We start from the raw sequence: 16,825 nt of genomic DNA on the forward strand, positions 1-16,825 counted from the left end.
CCTGACCCCTCCGGAGAGACCCATGACCCGACTGATGACCCTGCTGGCCACCACCGCAGCGCTGGCCACCCCCCTGCATGCGCAGGAAATCACCGAGTTCCGCATCGGCCTGCTGGGCGGAGAGAACGCGCAGGACCGCATGGCGTCCAACGAATGCCTGCGCGGCTATGCCGAAGAAGCGCTTGGCGTGCCCGTCCGCCTGTTCACCCCCGCCGATTACAACGGCGTCATTCAGGGCCTGCTGGGCGACGCGCTGGACATGGCGTGGCTGGGCGCATCCGCCTATGCCGCCGTCTATGTCGCGGACGAGGAAAAGGTCGAGCCGGTTCTGGTCAAGACCAATCTGGACGGCAGCTATACCTATCATTCCATCGGCTTTGCCCGCGCCGACAGCGGCATCACCTCGCTGGACGATATGGAGGGCAAGTCCTTTGCCTTTGCCGATCCCAATTCGACCTCGGGGTTCCTGATCCCGAATGTGGAACTGCCTGCCGAAGGCTATTCGATGACCGAGGGCGACTATTTCAGCCGCATCGGGTTCTCGGGCGGGCATGAGCAGTCGATCATCGCGGTCGTGAATGGCGATTACGACGCGGGCGTGACCTGGGCGGACGGGCAGGGCGCATGGGAAGACGGCTATAATTCCGGCGCGCTGCGCAAGGCCGCCGACAGCGGCATCGTCGACATGAACGACATCGTCGAGATCTGGAAATCCTCGCCCATTCCGGAAGGTCCGGTGGTCCTGCGCAAGGATCTGCCCGCCGATGTCAAACAGACGATGATCGATCTGGTCGCAGGCCTGCACGAGACCGACCCCGAATGCGCCTATGGCGTCGCAGCGGGCGAGACGGCGGGCTTTTCCCCGGTCACGCACGAGGAATACCAGACCATCATCGACATCCGCCGCGCCGAGATGAACTGATCCCTCTGCCCAAACAGGACCGGACCCCGCGCAGGGTCCGGTCTTTTCATATCCGGGAGGCCGCGATGGCACTGGCAGACATCCGCGACGATTATCTGGCGCTGACGCGCCGCCGCCGCCTCTATGGCGGGTTGCTGGTCGTGATCTTCGTGGCCATGATGGTGTCGGGGTTTCGCGTGGCCGACGGTCGCAATGCCGGGGGCTTCTGGCAGGGCCTGTCCAGCGTCGGCGATTTTCCCGCCGATGTGGTGTCCGAGGCGGTCGCGAAATTCGCCAATCTGCCCGGTCATATGGTCCGCGCCATGCCCGCGATGATCGAGACGCTGAACATCGCGCTGGTCGCCACCCTGCTGGGCTGCATGGCGGGCACTGCGCTGGCCATGGGATCGACCCGCGGGCTGGCGCGCTGGCCGCGTCTGGTGCCGGTCATGCGCCGCATTTCCGACGTGTTCCGCGCCATCCCGGAAATCGTCATCGCGCTGGTGCTGATCTTCATTCTGGGCGGCGGCCCGGTCCCCGCCGTGATCGCCATCGCCATCCACACGGCAGGCGCCATGGGCAAGCTGTTTTCCGAGGTGAACGAGAACGTCGATCTGAAACCGCTGGACGGGCTGGCCTCGGTCGGGGCGAACTGGTCGCAGCGCATCTGGCTGGGGGTGATCCCGCAGGTGGCGCCCAATTACCTGTCCTATGGCCTGTTGCGGCTGGAAGTGAACATCCGCGCATCCGCCATCCTGGGGTTCGTCGGTGCGGGCGGCATCGGATACGAATTGCGCAACGCGATGACCTTCGGGCAGGGCAAGTTCGATCAGGCGGCGGCGATCTTTCTGATGCTGTTCGCCGCGATCGTGGTGGTCGATCAGATCTCGGGTGTGGCCCGCAACCGCCTGACACACGGAGCAGCCCTGTGACCGCCCTTCCCATGACCGCCGACACCCTGCACGACCGCACCATCCGCCTGATGGACCGCAAACGGCGCCTTGCGCTGGCCGTGCCCGCGCTGATCCTGGCCTATCTGGTCTATGCCGCCATGGCCTTTGATCTGGCCGGGCTGGCGCAGCGGGCGCGGCTGGACAATGCCGCCGTGCTGATGGCCGACATGGTGACCCACAAGGTTCACGTCACCCGCGACAATCGCCGCGAGACCCTGTCGGTCAGCGTCGAGGGGTCGAACCGCGCCACCTATCCCGCCGACCGCCTGCCGGACTGGATCGACGCCGGTGGCGCGATCACCCGCATCGATCTGGGCGCAGGGCATGTGGTGACCTATGACGGGCCGCGCGTGGTCTATGACATTCCCGATTACGGCCCCGTGACGCTGGACACGACCGACGGCGTGGCGCTGGACGTGCCGGGCGGCACGCTGCCCGATTTCATCAACGCATCCCCTGCCCGCGTGACCATCACCACCGATCAGGGCCGCGTCACCGCCACCCGGTCGCGCACCGAAACGCTGCGCTATTTCTGGGGGTGGGAGATGTTTTTTTTCGACCTTTCCAGCCCGTTCTCGGGGCAGTCGGCGGGCGCGGTGCTGGGCACCATCCTGGGGGGCGAACGGCTGGTCGAGGGCCGCAGCAACCTGTCGCTGGCCCTGTCAGAGTTCTGGACCAATGACATCTGGCAGCATGGCGCGGTCGCATGGGCCATCTTCGAGACCGTTCTGATGGCCTTTCTGGGCACCTTCGGCGCGGCCTTCGTGGCGCTGCCGCTGGCCTTTCTGGCGGCGCAGAACTTTACCCCGTCGCGCTGGCTGCGGTTCGGCATCCGCCGCGTCTTCGATTTCGTGCGGGGCGTGGATGCGCTGATCTTCACGATCATCCTGTCGCGCGCCTTCGGCCCCGGTCCGCTGACCGGCGCGCTGGCGATCCTGTTGACCGACACCGGCAGTTTCGGAAAGCTGTTTTCCGAGGCGCTGGAGAACGTGGATGACAAGCCCGTCGAAGGCATCCGGTCCACCGGCGCCAATGCGCTTCAACGCTATCGGTTCGGGGTGATCCCGCAGATCCTGCCGGTGCTGTTGTCGCAGATGCTGTATTTTCTGGAATCCAACACCCGCAGCGCGACGATCATCGGCGCCATCACCGGCGGCGGCATCGGTCTGCTGCTGACGCAGGCGATCCAGACGACGCAGGATTGGGAAAAGGTCACCTATTACATCCTGCTGGTGATCGCGATGGTGATCGCGATGGACAGCCTGTCGGGCTGGCTGCGCCGCAAGCTGATCCGCGGCGGATGAGCGGGCATATCCTGATCACCGGCGGCGGGCGCGGGCTGGGATTGTTCCTTTGCCGCGCGGCGTCGGCAGCGGGCTGGCGGGTGAGCGTGACCCTGCGGGACGGACCCGCTCCCGAGGGTGCCACTGCCTATCGGCTGGACCTGCGCGACGCGGCGGCGGTGGCACGATTGGCAGACATCCTTGGCCCGCTGGACGTGCTGATCAACAATGCGGGCATCATCGGGCCACAGGCCAGCGCCGCCACCCCGGTCGATCCCGACGCCTTTCTGCAGGTCTTTGCCATCAATACGCTGGCGCCGCTGCTGGTCACTCAGGCGTTGCTGCCCAACCTGCGCGCGGCCCAATCGGGACGGGTCATGTCGATTTCCAGTCAGATGTCCTGGATGGGCTATGCGAAATCCGATCACATCGCCTATCGTGCCAGCAAGGCGGCGCTCAACAAGGTCATGCAGGGGCTGGCGACCGATCTGGCGTCGATCGGGCTGGTGGCCGTGGCCATCGATCCGGGCTGGATGCGGACCGATATGGGGGGGCCACAGGCCGATCTGGACCCGGACAGGGTTGCGGGCCAGCTGATCGTCCTGGCCAGCAGACTTGGCCCGGCAGACAGCGGACAATTTCTGCGCGCCGACGGCACGCCCCGCCACTGGTAGGCGGATCAGTCCGCCAGCACCAGCGTCACCCGGTCGCCGGCGAACCATGTCCGGCCCATCTCGACCGGTCGGCCCCGGTCGTCGCGGTTCAGCGCGTCGGATCGCAGGATGGGCGCGCCGCGCGCGATCAGCAAGGTCGCGGCCTGTGTCGGGCTGGCCAGTTTGGCGGTGATGCGGGTGCTGGCGCGGGTGTAATCGCCCACCCCGCAGGCCGCCAGCGCCGCGGTCACCGATTGCAGGCGGGCGGCATGATCCACGAACCCTTCCAGCCAGCCCGGCAGCACCGACCGGAACAGCGCCAGCGGCTGATCGTCGGCCAGCGAGATCCCCTCGATCACATGGACCGGGTCGCCGGGGGACAGATCCAGCGCCCGAGCTTCGGTGCCGTCGCAGGGGCGCGTCTCCAGCCGGGTAAAGCGATGGGTGCCGCTGCGCCCCTGCGCGGCAAGGTTCTGCGAAAACCGCACGCGGGGGCCAAGCGCGTAATCGGTCGGCTGGCCGGTGACGAACACCCCCGCTCCGCGCCGGGGCCGCAGCAGCCCGGTGCCGATCAGATCGGACAGGGCGTGGCGCACGGTGTGGCGGTTCACGCCAAAGCGGGCCGACAGCTGCGCCTCGGAGGGCAGGCGGGTGCCGGGGGGGTAATGGCCGCCCGCGATCTCGGATCGCAGGGTGGCGGCGATGTCCTGCCACAGGCCGGTGCGGGAAGCTGTCATGGAAAATTCACACGGTTCTGGTTGAGCGGGGGCGCGGTTGGGCCTATCACTTGTCTAGTTGTATAGAACATGGACACGTCCCGCAAGATGCCCGCGAACCCCCTTTCCACGGATGCCCGCCGCGACTGGCTGTCGCTTCTGGCGCGCACGGCCCCCGACCGGCTGGCGGCCGTGCTGCCCGACCTGCCCGATCACGATCTGCTGCGCGCGCCGGAGACCGGCACGGTCATGGTGCAGGGCCGCATCAGCGCCACGGGCGCGCCCTTCAATCTGGGCGAGATGACGGTGACACGCTGTTCCGTCGTGCTTGGTTGCGGGACGGTCGGGCATGGCCATGTTCAGGGCCGATCGCGCAGCCATGCGCGGCGCGCGGCGGTGATCGACGCGCTGATGCAGACCGACGCCGCGCGCGATCTGACACCGCTGCTGAATGCCTTGCAGGCCGGGGCGCAGACCGCCGCCCGGCATCGCGCGGCCAAGGCCGCCGCCACGCGGGTCGAATTCTTTACCCTGCAACGCGGAGAAGACGCATGACCGCACTGACCGGCGGCTTTGCCGACCCTGCCATCCAGTCGGCCCAGGGGTTCCGCGTCCTGATGCAGGCGATGGCGCAGCCCGGCACGATCCATGCGCTGGCTTTGGCCCGGCCGCCTGTGCCGATGGGCCGGGCGGCGGGGACGGTGGCGCTGCTGCTGGCCGATCCGGGCACGCCGTTGCATCTGGCCCCTGACGGCGCGCATCGGGACGGCGCACCCCATGATGACGCAGCCCTTGCCGATTGGCTGGCCTTTCACGCGGGCTGCCCGCTGGTCGCGCCAGACCGGGCGGTGCTGGCCATCGGTCGCTGGTCCGACCTGCTGCCGCTGGACCGCTTTTCCATCGGCCTGCCGGATTATCCCGACCGCTCTGCCACGCTGATCGTCGAACTGGACCGGCTGGAACCGGACGGCGCCCGCCTGACCGGCCCCGGCATCAGGGACCATGCCCGGCTGTCTCTGCCCGACCTTGCGCCGTTCCGGGCCAACCATGCGCTGGCCCCGATGGGTCTTGATTTCATCTTCACCTGCGGCGACCGGCTGGCCTGCCTGCCGCGCAGCACCACCGTGGAGGATGCCTGATGTATGTCGCCGTCAAGGGAGGCGAACGCGCCATCGCCAACGCCCATGCCTGGCTGAACGAGGAACGTCGGGGTGATCCCGCCGTGCCGCAGATGTCAGTGGCGCAGATCCGCGAACAGATGGCGCTGGCCGTCAATCGGGTCATGGCCGAGGGGTCGCTTTACGATCCCGATCTGGCGGCGCTGGCGATCCGGCAGGCGCGGGGCGATCTGATCGAGGCGGTGTTTCTGATCCGCGCCTATCGCACCACGCTGCCGCGCTTGGGCACGTCCGTGCCGGTCCGGACCGGCGCGATGGCGGTGGACCGGCGCATCTCGGCCACGTTCAAGGATCTGCCCGGCGGCCAGGTGCTGGGCCCGACCTTCGATTATACCCACCGCCTGCTGGATTTCGCGGATGCCGCCGCCATGGACCCGGCGCCTGCGGGCGACCCCGGCCCCGACGCCGATCCCGGTTCCCCTGCTGGCCCCCATCCTGATCCGATGCCGCATGTCACGCAGATCCTGGACCGCGACGGGCTGATCGAACGCGTGGCCCCTGACGACACTCCGGCGCCCGATCTGACGCGCGAGCCGCTGGAACTGCCCGCCAGCCGCGCGCTGCGCCTGCAGGCTTTGGCGCGCGGGGACGAGGGGTTTTTGCTGTCTCTGGCCTATTCCACGCAGCGCGGATACGGGCGCACCCATGCCTTTGTCGGCGAATTGCGCATCGGTCGCGTGCCGGTTCAGATGGAGATCCCCGAACTGGGCTTTGCCATCCAGATCGGCGAGATCGAGCTGACCGAATGCGAAACCGTGAACCAGTTCAAGGGCTCTCGCCTTGAGCCTGCGCAGTTCACGCGCGGCTATGGGCTGGTGCTGGGCCAGTCGGAACGCAAGGCCATCGCCGTGTCGTTGGTCGACCGGGCGCTGCGCTGGCAGGAGCTGGCCGAGGATGACACCGGCGCCCCCGCGCAGGACGCCGAATTCGTGCTGTCGCATTGCGACAACATTCAGGCGACCGGGTTTCTGGAACATATCAAGTTGCCCCATTACGTCGATTTTCAGGCCGAGCTGGAACTGGTCCGCCGCCTGCGGACCGAGGCGGAAACCGCATTGCAGGAGGCTGCGGAATGATCACCACCATCGTCTTTGACATCGGAAACGTGCTGGTCCGGTGGGATCCCATGGCGCCGTTCCTGCCGCGCCTCGGCGACCGGGCGGCGGTGCAGGCTTTCCTTGATCGGGTCGGTTTTCAGGCCCTGAACCTGCGCGCCGACGGGGGCGAGCGGTTCGACGATCTGGCGGCCGAAGTTGCCGATCCGCAGGACCGGGCGATCTTTGCGGACTATCTGCCGGGCTATGCGGCCTCGATCGCCGATCCCATCGAGGGCACATGGGTGCTGATGGACCGGCTGCGGGCGCGCGGTCATGCCATCCACGCGATCACCAACTGGTCGGCCCAGACATGGCCCGTCGGGCTTGCCACCCATCCGCGTCTGGCCACGGCTTTCGGCGTCACGATCGTGTCGGGCATCGAAGGCGTGATCAAGCCCGACCCGCGCATCTTTGCGCTGCTCTGCGACCGGGCCGGGGTGAGGCCGGATGAATGCCTGTTCATCGATGACAGCCCGTTCAACGTCGCGGGCGCGCTGGCCGCAGGCATGGCGGCGCATCGGTTCACCGATCCGCAGGCGCTGGAACGCGACCTGACCGCACGGGGCCTGATATGAGCGATTACAACTTTGCCTATCTGGACGAACAGACCAAGCGGATGATCCGCCGCGCGATCCTGAAGGCGCTGGCGATCCCCGGCTATCAGGTACCCTTTGCCAGCCGGGAAATGCCCATGCCCTATGGCTGGGGCACCGGCGGGGTTCAGCTGACCGCCGCCTGCCTCGTGCCGGACGACCGGCTGAAGGTCATCGATCAGGGCGCTGACGATACGACCAATGCGGTCAGCATCCGCGCCTTCTTTCAGCGCACCGCAGGGGTGGCCGTCACCACGGCCACGGCGCAGGCGACGCTGATCCAGACCCGGCACCGCATACCGGAAACCCCGCTGAGCGAGGGCCAGATCCTGATCTATCAGGTGCCGATCCCGGAACCTCTGCGCTTTCTGGAACCGCGAGAGACCGAGACCCGCAAGATGCACGCGCTGGAGGAATACGGGCTGATGCATGTCAAGCTGTACGAGGATATCGCCCGCCATGGCCAGATCGCGACCTCTTATGCCTATCCGGTGCTGGTCGAGGGGCGCTATGTCATGGACCCCTCGCCCATCCCGAAATTCGACAACCCGAAACTGTCGGACAGCCCGGCGATCCAGCTGTTCGGGGCCGGGCGCGAACAGCGCATCTATGCGCTGCCCCCCTATACCCGTGTGGTCAGTCTGGATTTCGACGATCACCCGTTCGTGGCCAGCAAGGCCGATCACGCCTGCGATCTGTGCGGGGCGGATGACAGCTATCTGGACGAGGTGGTGACCGATGATGCGGGCGCCCGGATGTATGTCTGTTCGGACACCGATTATTGCACGACCCGCCGCGACGCCGGTCACGCGGGCCGTCTGGCCGGGGTTGCGGCATGACGCCCCTGCTCAGCGTGCGCGATCTGGAACGCCGCTATGGCGCGCGCATCGGCTGCACCGGCGTCAGCTTTGATCTGTATCCGGGCGAGGTGCTGGGCATCGTCGGCGAAAGCGGATCGGGCAAATCGACGCTGCTGTCCTGTCTGGCGGGACAGCAGCGGCCCGATGCGGGCCACGTCACCTATGACGGCCGCGACGTCCTGTCGATGTCCGAGGCCGAGCGTCGCCGTCTGGCCCGCACCGAATGGGCCCATGTCCATCAGCATGCGCGCGACGGCTTGCGCATGGGCGTCAGCGCCGGGGCCAATGTGGGCGAACGGCTGATGGCCACCGGGCACCGCCATTACGGCGATATCCGCGCGGCGGCGCTGGACTGGCTGGGCCGGGTCGAGATCGCCGCCGACCGCATCGACGACCGCCCGCAGGCCTTTTCCGGCGGCATGCAGCAGCGGTTGCAGATCGCGCGCAATCTGGTCACCGGGCCGCGTCTGGTCTTCATGGATGAACCGACCGGGGGGCTGGATGTCAGCGTGCAGGCGCGTCTGCTGGATCTGCTGCGCGGGCTGGTGCGCGACATGGGTCTGTCGGTCATCATCGTCACGCATGATCTGGCGGTGGTGCGCCTGCTGGCCGACCGGCTGATGGTGATGACCGGGGGCCGGGTGGTCGAACAGGGCCTGACGGATCAGGTGCTGGACGATCCGCAGCACGCCTATACGCAGCTTCTTGTTTCCTCTGTCCTGCAGGTCTGATGCCATGATCGATGTCCATAATCTGTCGAAATCCTTCACGCTGCACAATCAGGGGGGGGCGGTGATCCCGGTGATGGCATCGGCCGCGCTGCATGTGGGGCCGGGCGAATGCGTGGGGCTGATCGGTCAGTCGGGGTCGGGAAAATCCACGCTGATGCGGATGATCCACGGCAACTATCTGCCCGGCGCGGGGTCGATCCGCATTGCCGGGGTCCAGCTGGCCGGGGCCCAGCCCCGGGCCGTCATGGCGCTGCGCCGCAACACTCTGGGTTATGTCAGCCAGTTCCTGCGCGTGCTGCCCCGCGTGCCCACCGTCGATGTCGTGGCCGAGCCTTTGCGCATTCTGGGCGTCCCCCGGGATGTGGCGCAGGCGCGGGCCGAATGCCTGCTGTGGCGGCTGAACATTCCCCGCCGCCTGTGGTCGCTGTCGCCCACCACCTTTTCCGGCGGAGAGCAGCAGCGCGTGAACATCGCGCGCGGTTTCGTCCATCCCTTTCCGGTCCTGCTGCTGGACGAACCCACCGCCAGTCTGGATGCCCGCAACCGCGATGTGGTGCTGACCCTGATCGCCGAGGCCAAGGCCCGTGGCGCGGCGATCCTGGGGATATTCCATGACGAGGCCGCCCGCGATGCGGTTTGCGACCGGCTGGTGGATGTGACGGGCTTTACGCCGGGCCGCACATCATGATCACGGCGATCGTCGGGCCGTCCGGGGCGGGCAAGGATCTGCTGATCGCGGGTGCGCTGGCGGCATGGCCCGATCTGCGTCTGGCGCGGCGGGTCATCACCCGACCCTCGGATGCCGGGGCCGAGGACTTTGAGGGCGTCACCGCCGCGACCTTTGCCCGGATGCGCGATCAGGGGCGGTTTGCCCTGCACTGGCAGGCGCATGGACTGTCCTATGGCATCCCGCATGATCCGCTGTCCGGACCCGGGCCGGTGATCTTCAACGGCAGCCGCGCCGCCCTGCCGCAGGCGGTGGCGCAGATGCCGGGGCTGCGCGTGGTCCTGGTGACCGCGCCCGAGGCGTTGCTGGCCGCGCGTCTGGCGGCGCGCGGGCGCGAGGCGAAAAGCGATATCGCGGCCCGGCTTGACCGGGCGGGGTTCGCCATGCCCGAGGGCATCGCCCATGCCACCGTGATCAACGACCGCACGCCCCAGATCGGCATCGCCCGCCTGCTGGCCGCGCTTCGGCCCGAAACCGCCATCCGATGACGCGGCCTGCACCCCGCTGCCCGGCCCCTGAGCCGCTGACACCGCCCCTTCAGAACAGGACTTTCCGATGACCGAGACGATCCTTGCCAATGCCATGCTGGTCCTGCCGTCCGAGGTCGTGGCCGGCCATCTTGTCCTGCGCGATGGCCGCATCGCCGCGATCGGACAGGGCCGGGCGGTCCCCGCAGGCGCCATCGATTGCGACGGCGACCTGCTGTCGCCCGGCCTGATCGAGCTGCATACAGACAATCTGGAACGCCACATGCAGCCACGCCCCGGCGTCGACTGGCCCCATGCCAGCGCGATCATCGCCCATGATGCCGAACTGGCCAGCGTCGGCATCACCACCGTCTTCGACGCGCTGCGGGTGGGGTCGGTGGTGACCGGCGATATGGCCGCCGAGACCGAATATGCCCGCGCCGTCGCCGACGAGATTCTGGACCTGCGGGCGCAGGGCGTTCTGCGGATCAGCCATTTCCTGCATCTGCGGGCCGAGATCTGTTCCCAGACCCTGATGCAGGAATTGCAGAAATTCGGCCCCGCCGACCGCATCGGCATCGTCAGCCTGATGGATCACACGCCGGGCGAACGCCAGTTTCGCGACATCACCAAGCTGCGCGACTATGTCATCGGCAAGAAAGGCCTGTCCGAGGATCAGTTTCACGCCCATGTCGCCCATCAGCAGGCCCTGCGCGCCCGCGTGGGTGCGGCGCACGAGGCTGCGGCGGTCGATCATGCCCGCCGCTATGGCGCAGTGCTGGCCAGCCATGACGACACCACCGCGCCTCAGGTCGCGGTCAGCGCCGGTCACGGCTGCCATTTCGCCGAATTTCCCACGACCCATGAGGCCGCGCAGGCCTGCCGCGATCACGGCATCAAAGTGATGATGGGCGCACCGAACCTGATCCGGGGCGGATCGCACAGCGGGAACATCGCGGCGCTGGATCTGGCGCGGGCGGATCTGCTGGACATCCTGTCGTCGGATTACGTCCCGGCCTCGCTTTTGTCGGCGGCGCTGATGCTGGGCGATCTGTGGGGCAACCCGGCGCGGGGCCTGTCGACGGTCACCGCCGCCCCCGCCGATGCCGTCGGTCTGCAGGACCGGGGCCGCATCGCCCCGGGCGCCCGGGGCGATCTGATCCGCATCCGCCGTGTCGGCGCCGCAGGCGCATTGCGCGGGGTCTGGGTTCAGGGGGAACGGCTTTAGGGTTTTGCAATCAGGCGATTGCGACCGGGCCATGATGGTCTCTGACGGTCTGAACCGCGCTGGCCCGCATGGTTCGGTCCCGTCCCTGCGACGCGCGTGCCCACCTAGGATGAACCAGACGCATCTGTCTTGAAACGATCACAAGACTGGCACGGTCCTGAGACAATCGACTGCCACACGCTCCTTGGAAAAAGGAGCGGACATGTCGCGGCAATCAGTGGATCTCTCGGGAATTTCGAAAAGTTTCGCGCAGACCAGCGTGTTGCAGACGATCGACCTGACCGTGCGCGAGGGCGAGTTTCTGTCGCTGGTCGGCATGTCAGGCTGCGGGAAATCGACGCTGCTGCGCATCATCGCCGGGCTGGAGACGCCCGACAGCGGCACCGTCCGGATCGGCGGGACGGATGTGACGGCGCGCGACCCGTCCGACCGCAATCTGGCGATGGTGTTTCAATCCTATGCCCTTTATCCGCATATGACGGTGCGCCAGAACATCGCCACGCCGCTGCGGATGCGGCAGCTGACCTTGACGCAGCGCCTGCCGCTGCTGGGCCGCGTGCTGGCCCCGCGCGCGGTGCTGACCCGGATCAATGCCGAGGTCGCGCAGGCTGCCGAGACGTTGCAGATCGCCCATCTTCTGGACCGCAAGCCAGGCCAGCTGTCGGGCGGCCAGCGCCAGCGGGTCGCGCTGGCCCGTGCGCTGGTGCGTCAGCCTGCGGCCTTTCTGATGGACGAGCCGCTGTCCAATCTGGACGCCAAGCTGCGCGCCCATATGCGCGACGAACTGGCCGCCCTGCACCGCCGCCTTGGTGCGACGTTCATCTATGTCACCCATGATCAGGTCGAAGCGATGACCATGTCCGACCGGATCGCCCTGATGATCGACGGGCGGATCGAACAGCTGGGCACGCCGGACGATCTGTACCGCACGCCTGCGACGCTGGCGGTGGCGCGGTTCATCGGATCGCCCACCATCAACCTGCTAGCCGCCGAGGTCGCCGCATCGGGCCGCGTCACGGTCTGCGGGAGAGCGACCGGTCTGCTGGCCGACCGGGGCCCCGCGACGCTTGGCATCCGGGCCGAGGATCTGCGCCTGGCCCCCGACGGCATCCCCGCCCGGCTTCTGCGCGCCGAGACGCATGGCGCGGACCGATATCTGACCTGCCGCCTGATGACGGACGAGGGGCAGACCGTGGTGCTGCGCCAGAACGCCTCGGACGCGCAGACGATATCGCCCGAAGATGCCCTGCACCTGCGCTTTGCCCCGGACCGGGCGCATCTCTTCGGGGCCGAGGGACAGCGCATGGCCTTGCGCCTGGCCGGAAAGGTCGCGGCATGACCGCCATCGACATCGCCGCCCCCCGTGCGCGCATCGTGGCGCCGGGGCTGCTGTTCGCGCTGCCCGCCATCCTGCTGTTGATGGCGATCTATATCCTGCCGATCCTTGTTCTTGCGGGGTTTTCCATCACCGATTACCGGCTTGGTGCGCTGGACTGGGGCTTTGTGGGGCTGGCGAATTTCGCCGCGGCCTTTGACGACCCTGTGTTCATGCGCGCCCTGACCAACACCGCGATCTATGCCGCCATCGTCATTCCGGCGGGGGTGTTTCTGGGGCTTGGCGTCGCTTTGCTGGTGCATGGCCGCAAGGCGTCGCGCGGTCTGTGGGAGACGGCGTATTTCCTGCCCGTGACCGCCACGCTGGTGGCGATGGCGACGGTCTGGCAGTTCCTGCTGCACCCCTCGCTTGGTCCGGTGAATGCCGCGATCACATGGTTCGGGTTCCAGCCGGTGTCCTTTCTGGGCAATCCCGCGCTGCTGATCCCGACCATGGCGCTGATCGGTGTCTGGCAGGTGCTGGGGTTCAACATGGTGCTGTTTCTGGCGGGCCTGACCGCCATCCCCAGGGATCTGCACGAGGCCGCGCGGCTGGACGGTGCCCGCAACCCCATCGACCGGTTTCTGACGGTGACCTGGCCGATGCTGGGGCCGACGACGATGTTCGTGGTCGTCACCACCTCGATCTCGGCATTCAAGGTGTTCGAGACGGTGGCGGTGCTGACCAAGGGCCGCTCGGGGTCGGAAACCCTGCTTTATGCCCTGTATCTGGAGGGGTTCGAATATTCCAACACCGGCTATGCGGCGGCGCTGACGCTGATCTTTCTGGCGATCGTGCTGATCCTGTCCATCGGGCAGACGCTGCGCATGGAACGCAAGGTGCATTACTGATGGTCCGGTTCATCCCTCATCTTGTGCTGGCGCTTGGCGCCTGCGTGATGCTGCTGCCGTTCTACTGGATGGTGCTGACCTCGATCCGGGCCCCGGCCGAGATCTTCGACATCTCGCTGTGGCCCATTCCCGACAACTTCAGCGGCGGGGCGAATTACGCGCAGGCGGCGGGGACGGTGCCGATGGCGCGGTTCATGCTGAATGGCGTCATCGTCTGTTCGGGCATCCTGATCGTGCAGGTGCTGACGGCGGTGCCTGCCGCCTATGCGCTGGCCAAGCTGCGCTTTCCGGGCCGCGATCTGCTGATGGCGCTGGTCATCGCGGCTTTGTGCGTGCCGATGCAGGCGCTGGCCCTGCCGCTGTTCGTGGGGCTGGCCAAGGCCAACCTGCTGAACACCTATTTCGCGCAGATGGCGCCGTTCTTTCTGTCGGTCTTTGCCATCTTCCTGTTCCGTCAGTCCTTCCGGTCCTATCCCGACGAGATCATCGAGGCCGCTCGCATGGACGGTTTCACCGAGATGGAGATCTGCTGGCGGCTGGTGCTGCGCGGATCGCTGCCGTCGCTTGCGGCCTTTGCCGTCTTCTCGGTCGTGGCGCATTGGAACGACCTTTACTGGCCCATGATCGTGGTGTCCGACACCGCGCTGGCCCCGCCGCCCCTTGGAATGCTGTTCTTCTCGGATGTCGAGACGGGCGCGAATTACGGCGCACTGATGGCCGGGGCCGCCATGATCACGGCCCCGATGATCGTCTGCTTTCTGCTGGCCCGGCGAAACTTCATCGCGGGCATCACCATGACCGGGGTCAAGTAAGACCCCCTATCCCGGAGACTGACATGACCCTGACCCGACGCCTTGCCATCGGCACGCTGGCTTTCGGCCTGACCCTGCCCGGTCTTGCGATGGCCGAACAGGTCACGCTGGAGGTGCTGTACAACCTGCCCGGCTTTACCAAATTCCATCAGCCGCTGGCCGATGAATTCATGAAGGCCAACCCCGATGTGACGATCAACTTTCTGGCGCCCGCCGCAGGCTACAACGAGGGCCAGCAGCAGGTGCTGCGCGCCGCCGTGACGAACAACCTGCCCGATGTCTATTTCTCGGGCTATAACCTGACGGCAGAGCTGGTGAACACGCTGGCTCCGCGCGGCCAGATCACCGATCTGGCGCCCTTCATCGAGGCCGAGGGCGGGCAGGCGTTTCTGGACGAGAATTTCTCGCCCAACATGGCGGCGCTTGGGGTGATCGACGGCGTGCAATACGGGCTGCCGGTCAATGCCTCGTCGCCGATCATGTATGTGAATGCGGATCTGGTGCGCGCCGCGGGCGGCGATCCGATGAACATGCCCACCACCTTTCCCGACCTGATCGCGCTGGCCACGACGATCCATCAGGCCGATCCGCGCGTCGCGGGCATGTCCTATGACATCGCGGGCTGGCCCGATGACTGGCTGTGGCAGGCGATGGTCTATCAGCAGGGCGGCGATCTTGTGGACCCCGCGACCGGTCAGGTGGCTTTCGACAATGAAATCGGTCTGAACGCATTGACCATGATCCGCCAGATGGCGGCCGAGGCCGGCGCCCCCACCTTTGACTGGGATCAGGCCCGCCAGCAATTCGGCGCGGGCATGACCGGGGTTCTGTTTTCCACCCCCGCCCATGTCCAGACGATCGAGGGGCTGGTCGGCGACCGGTTCGAACTGGTGACCACGACCTTTCCGTTGGACAACCCCGCCGAGGGCGGCGTGCCCACGGGGGGCAATTCGGCGGTGATGCTGACGCAGGATGCGGCCAAGCAGCAGGCGGCGTGGGATTACATCAAATGGGTGACCGGCCCCGAGGCGCAGAACATCATCGTGCGCATCACCGGCTATCTGCCCACCAACCTGCGCGCCACGGGCGAGGATTATCTGGCGCCCTATTACGCCGAGCATCCGAATGTCGCGACGGCAGCGAAGCAGGCCGAACGGTCCCTGCCTTGGGCCGGCTATCCGGGCGGCGATTCCGTGCGCATCTGGCGCACGCAGCGCGACATCATCGGCACGGTGATGCGTGGCGACGTCGCACCCGGGGACGGGCTGGCCCAGCTGGTCGAACAGACCAACGCCTTGATGCAGTAAACCCCGCCACGGCGGACCGGAATGCGGGGGCCCTCATGGTCCCCGCATATCGTTTCAGGAGACCGCAATGAAGATCATCCAGCTGACCGACACCCATCTGATGCCACCCGGCATGTCCGCCAATGGCGTCGACCCCGAGGTCCGGCTGCGCGCCGCTGTCGCCGACATCCATGCCCGCCATGCCGATGCCGACCTGTTGGTGATCACCGGCGATCTGTGCAACCACGGCGACGCCTCGGCCTATGCGCTGCTGCGCGACATCCTTGCCCCGCTGCCCTTTCCGGTGCGGCTGCTGCTGGGCAATCATGACAGCCGCCCGGAATTCATCGCCGCCTTTCCCGACCATCCGCGTGACCGTGACGGCCATATCCAGTCCGTCATCGACAGCGATCATGGGCGGCTTATGTTTCTGGACACGCATGGGGCCGGGGTGATCGGCGGCGTCTATGACGCCCCCCGGCTGGCATGGCTGGATGCGGCGCTGTCAGACGCGGGCGATCTGCCGGTGACGGTGTTCGTGCACCATCCGCCGATCCGCGACGGCATCCGCCATTTCCGCGACATCAGCCTGCATGATGACGGGGCGCTGCTGGCCCGGCTGGCGGCGCATCCCGCAGGCGTGCGCCATATCGTCTTTGGCCATATCCACATTCCGATGGTGGGCACCAGCCCCGAGGGCATCGCCTATAGCTCGGGGCAGTCCTGCACGCATCGCTTCATCACCGATCTGGACCTGCCCGATCCGTGGTGGACCGACGGCAATCCCGTCTATCGGATCCTGCTGATCGATGATCAGGGCTTTCGCGCCTATACCGCCGAGGTCGGCCAGCACCCGACCGAGCGCGCGCCCATCTGCGAAGGGCCTTGACCCGCCGCCCCCAAGGTCTGGCCGACTGACCGGGGGCGAGGGCGGCGTTTGCCTTGATATCAGGCTTGCGCGGACCGAAATGCGCGACGGCGATGCCTTTGGCTTGACAGGCGCCCCGACATCGCGCTGTCTGAGGATGACATAACCGGCAATCACGCCCCGCGATCCCCTTTTTGCGCCATCCTTGGCCTGGGGATCAGCGGGGCGTTTTTCGTTAAGGGCATC

19 protein-coding genes are annotated in these 16,825 nt (G+C 66.9%); 18 read left to right on the forward strand and 1 reads right to left on the reverse strand.

Going from position 1 to position 16,825, the window contains the following annotated elements:
• Window positions 1–22: 22 nt before the first annotated feature.
• From phnD to EG885_RS00345, 4 genes are all read left to right on the forward strand, one after another.
• On the forward strand, window positions 23–922 hold the full coding sequence (phnD, locus tag EG885_RS00330; protein ID WP_131572475.1) for a phosphonate ABC transporter substrate-binding protein: 900 nt from the start codon (window positions 23–25) through the stop codon (window positions 920–922).
• 65 nt (window positions 923–987) lie between these two features.
• Window positions 988–1,833 carry a phosphonate ABC transporter, permease protein PhnE gene (phnE, locus tag EG885_RS00335; RefSeq protein ID WP_131572476.1) on the forward strand — a complete coding sequence of 282 codons (846 nt, stop codon included), beginning with the start codon at window positions 988–990 and terminating at the stop codon, window positions 1,831–1,833.
• A gap of 11 nt (window positions 1,834–1,844) precedes the next feature.
• The gene (gene phnE / locus EG885_RS00340) at window positions 1,845–3,158 is read left to right on the forward strand and encodes a phosphonate ABC transporter, permease protein PhnE (protein ID WP_131572595.1); all 1,314 of its coding nucleotides are present in this window, start codon (window positions 1,845–1,847) and stop codon (window positions 3,156–3,158) included.
• Window positions 3,155–3,811 carry an SDR family NAD(P)-dependent oxidoreductase gene (locus EG885_RS00345; RefSeq protein WP_131572477.1) on the forward strand — a complete coding sequence of 219 codons (657 nt, stop codon included), beginning with the start codon at window positions 3,155–3,157 and terminating at the stop codon, window positions 3,809–3,811. The genes phnE (EG885_RS00340) and EG885_RS00345 overlap by 4 nt, the downstream gene beginning before the upstream one ends.
• Window positions 3,812–3,816: 5 nt before the next feature.
• On the opposite strand, the gene phnF is transcribed toward EG885_RS00345, so the two are convergent.
• The gene (gene phnF, locus EG885_RS00350; RefSeq protein ID WP_131572478.1) at window positions 3,817–4,527 is read right to left on the reverse strand and encodes a phosphonate metabolism transcriptional regulator PhnF; all 711 of its coding nucleotides are present in this window, start codon (window positions 4,525–4,527) and stop codon (window positions 3,817–3,819) included.
• Between the two features lie 87 nt (window positions 4,528–4,614).
• On the opposite strand from phnF, the gene phnG reads away from it, so the two are divergent.
• From phnG to EG885_RS00420, 14 genes are all read left to right on the forward strand, one after another.
• Window positions 4,615–5,061, forward strand: coding sequence for a phosphonate C-P lyase system protein PhnG (phnG, locus tag EG885_RS00355; RefSeq protein WP_131572479.1), 447 nt, complete (start codon window positions 4,615–4,617; stop codon window positions 5,059–5,061).
• Complete coding sequence (gene phnH / locus EG885_RS00360; protein WP_131572480.1) at window positions 5,058–5,645, forward strand: phosphonate C-P lyase system protein PhnH; 588 nt, start codon at window positions 5,058–5,060, stop codon at window positions 5,643–5,645. Before phnG ends, phnH begins: the two co-directional genes overlap by 4 nt.
• On the forward strand, window positions 5,645–6,760 hold the full coding sequence (locus tag EG885_RS00365; RefSeq protein WP_131572481.1) for a carbon-phosphorus lyase complex subunit: 1,116 nt from the start codon (window positions 5,645–5,647) through the stop codon (window positions 6,758–6,760). Before phnH ends, EG885_RS00365 begins: the two co-directional genes overlap by 1 nt.
• Window positions 6,757–7,356 carry an HAD-IA family hydrolase gene (locus EG885_RS00370; protein WP_131572482.1) on the forward strand — a complete coding sequence of 200 codons (600 nt, stop codon included), beginning with the start codon at window positions 6,757–6,759 and terminating at the stop codon, window positions 7,354–7,356. Before EG885_RS00365 ends, EG885_RS00370 begins: the two co-directional genes overlap by 4 nt.
• Window positions 7,353–8,213 (forward strand): alpha-D-ribose 1-methylphosphonate 5-phosphate C-P-lyase PhnJ, encoded by an 861-nt coding sequence (locus tag EG885_RS00375; protein ID WP_131572483.1) that lies wholly within the window; start codon window positions 7,353–7,355, stop codon window positions 8,211–8,213. Before EG885_RS00370 ends, EG885_RS00375 begins: the two co-directional genes overlap by 4 nt.
• Window positions 8,210–8,965, forward strand: coding sequence for a phosphonate C-P lyase system protein PhnK (gene phnK, locus EG885_RS00380; protein ID WP_131572484.1), 756 nt, complete (start codon window positions 8,210–8,212; stop codon window positions 8,963–8,965). Before EG885_RS00375 ends, phnK begins: the two co-directional genes overlap by 4 nt.
• Before the next feature lie 4 nt (window positions 8,966–8,969).
• Complete coding sequence (gene phnL, locus EG885_RS00385; RefSeq protein ID WP_131572485.1) at window positions 8,970–9,653, forward strand: phosphonate C-P lyase system protein PhnL; 684 nt, start codon at window positions 8,970–8,972, stop codon at window positions 9,651–9,653.
• A complete protein-coding gene (locus EG885_RS00390) occupies window positions 9,650–10,180 on the forward strand; it encodes a phosphonate metabolism protein/1,5-bisphosphokinase (PRPP-forming) PhnN (RefSeq protein ID WP_131572486.1) in 531 nt (176 codons plus the stop codon). The genes phnL and EG885_RS00390 overlap by 4 nt, the downstream gene beginning before the upstream one ends.
• 67 nt (window positions 10,181–10,247) lie before the next feature.
• Window positions 10,248–11,387, forward strand: coding sequence for an alpha-D-ribose 1-methylphosphonate 5-triphosphate diphosphatase (locus tag EG885_RS00395; protein WP_131572487.1), 1,140 nt, complete (start codon window positions 10,248–10,250; stop codon window positions 11,385–11,387).
• 202 nt (window positions 11,388–11,589) lie between these two features.
• Window positions 11,590–12,726 carry an ABC transporter ATP-binding protein gene (locus EG885_RS00400; protein ID WP_131572488.1) on the forward strand — a complete coding sequence of 379 codons (1,137 nt, stop codon included), beginning with the start codon at window positions 11,590–11,592 and terminating at the stop codon, window positions 12,724–12,726.
• A complete protein-coding gene (locus EG885_RS00405; protein WP_131572489.1) occupies window positions 12,723–13,613 on the forward strand; it encodes a carbohydrate ABC transporter permease in 891 nt (296 codons plus the stop codon). Before EG885_RS00400 ends, EG885_RS00405 begins: the two co-directional genes overlap by 4 nt.
• Window positions 13,613–14,425: a carbohydrate ABC transporter permease gene (locus EG885_RS00410; protein WP_131572490.1), complete on the forward strand. Its 813-nt coding sequence runs from the start codon at window positions 13,613–13,615 to the stop codon at window positions 14,423–14,425. The genes EG885_RS00405 and EG885_RS00410 overlap by 1 nt, the downstream gene beginning before the upstream one ends.
• A gap of 23 nt (window positions 14,426–14,448) precedes the next feature.
• Window positions 14,449–15,732, forward strand: coding sequence for an ABC transporter substrate-binding protein (locus tag EG885_RS00415; protein WP_131572491.1), 1,284 nt, complete (start codon window positions 14,449–14,451; stop codon window positions 15,730–15,732).
• A gap of 67 nt (window positions 15,733–15,799) precedes the next feature.
• A complete protein-coding gene (locus EG885_RS00420) occupies window positions 15,800–16,600 on the forward strand; it encodes a phosphodiesterase (RefSeq protein ID WP_131572492.1) in 801 nt (266 codons plus the stop codon).
• Window positions 16,601–16,825 lie beyond the last annotated feature (225 nt).

This window comes from Paracoccus nototheniae (genome assembly GCF_004335005.1).
In the GTDB taxonomy this organism is placed as follows: domain Bacteria; phylum Pseudomonadota; class Alphaproteobacteria; order Rhodobacterales; family Rhodobacteraceae; genus Paracoccus; species Paracoccus nototheniae.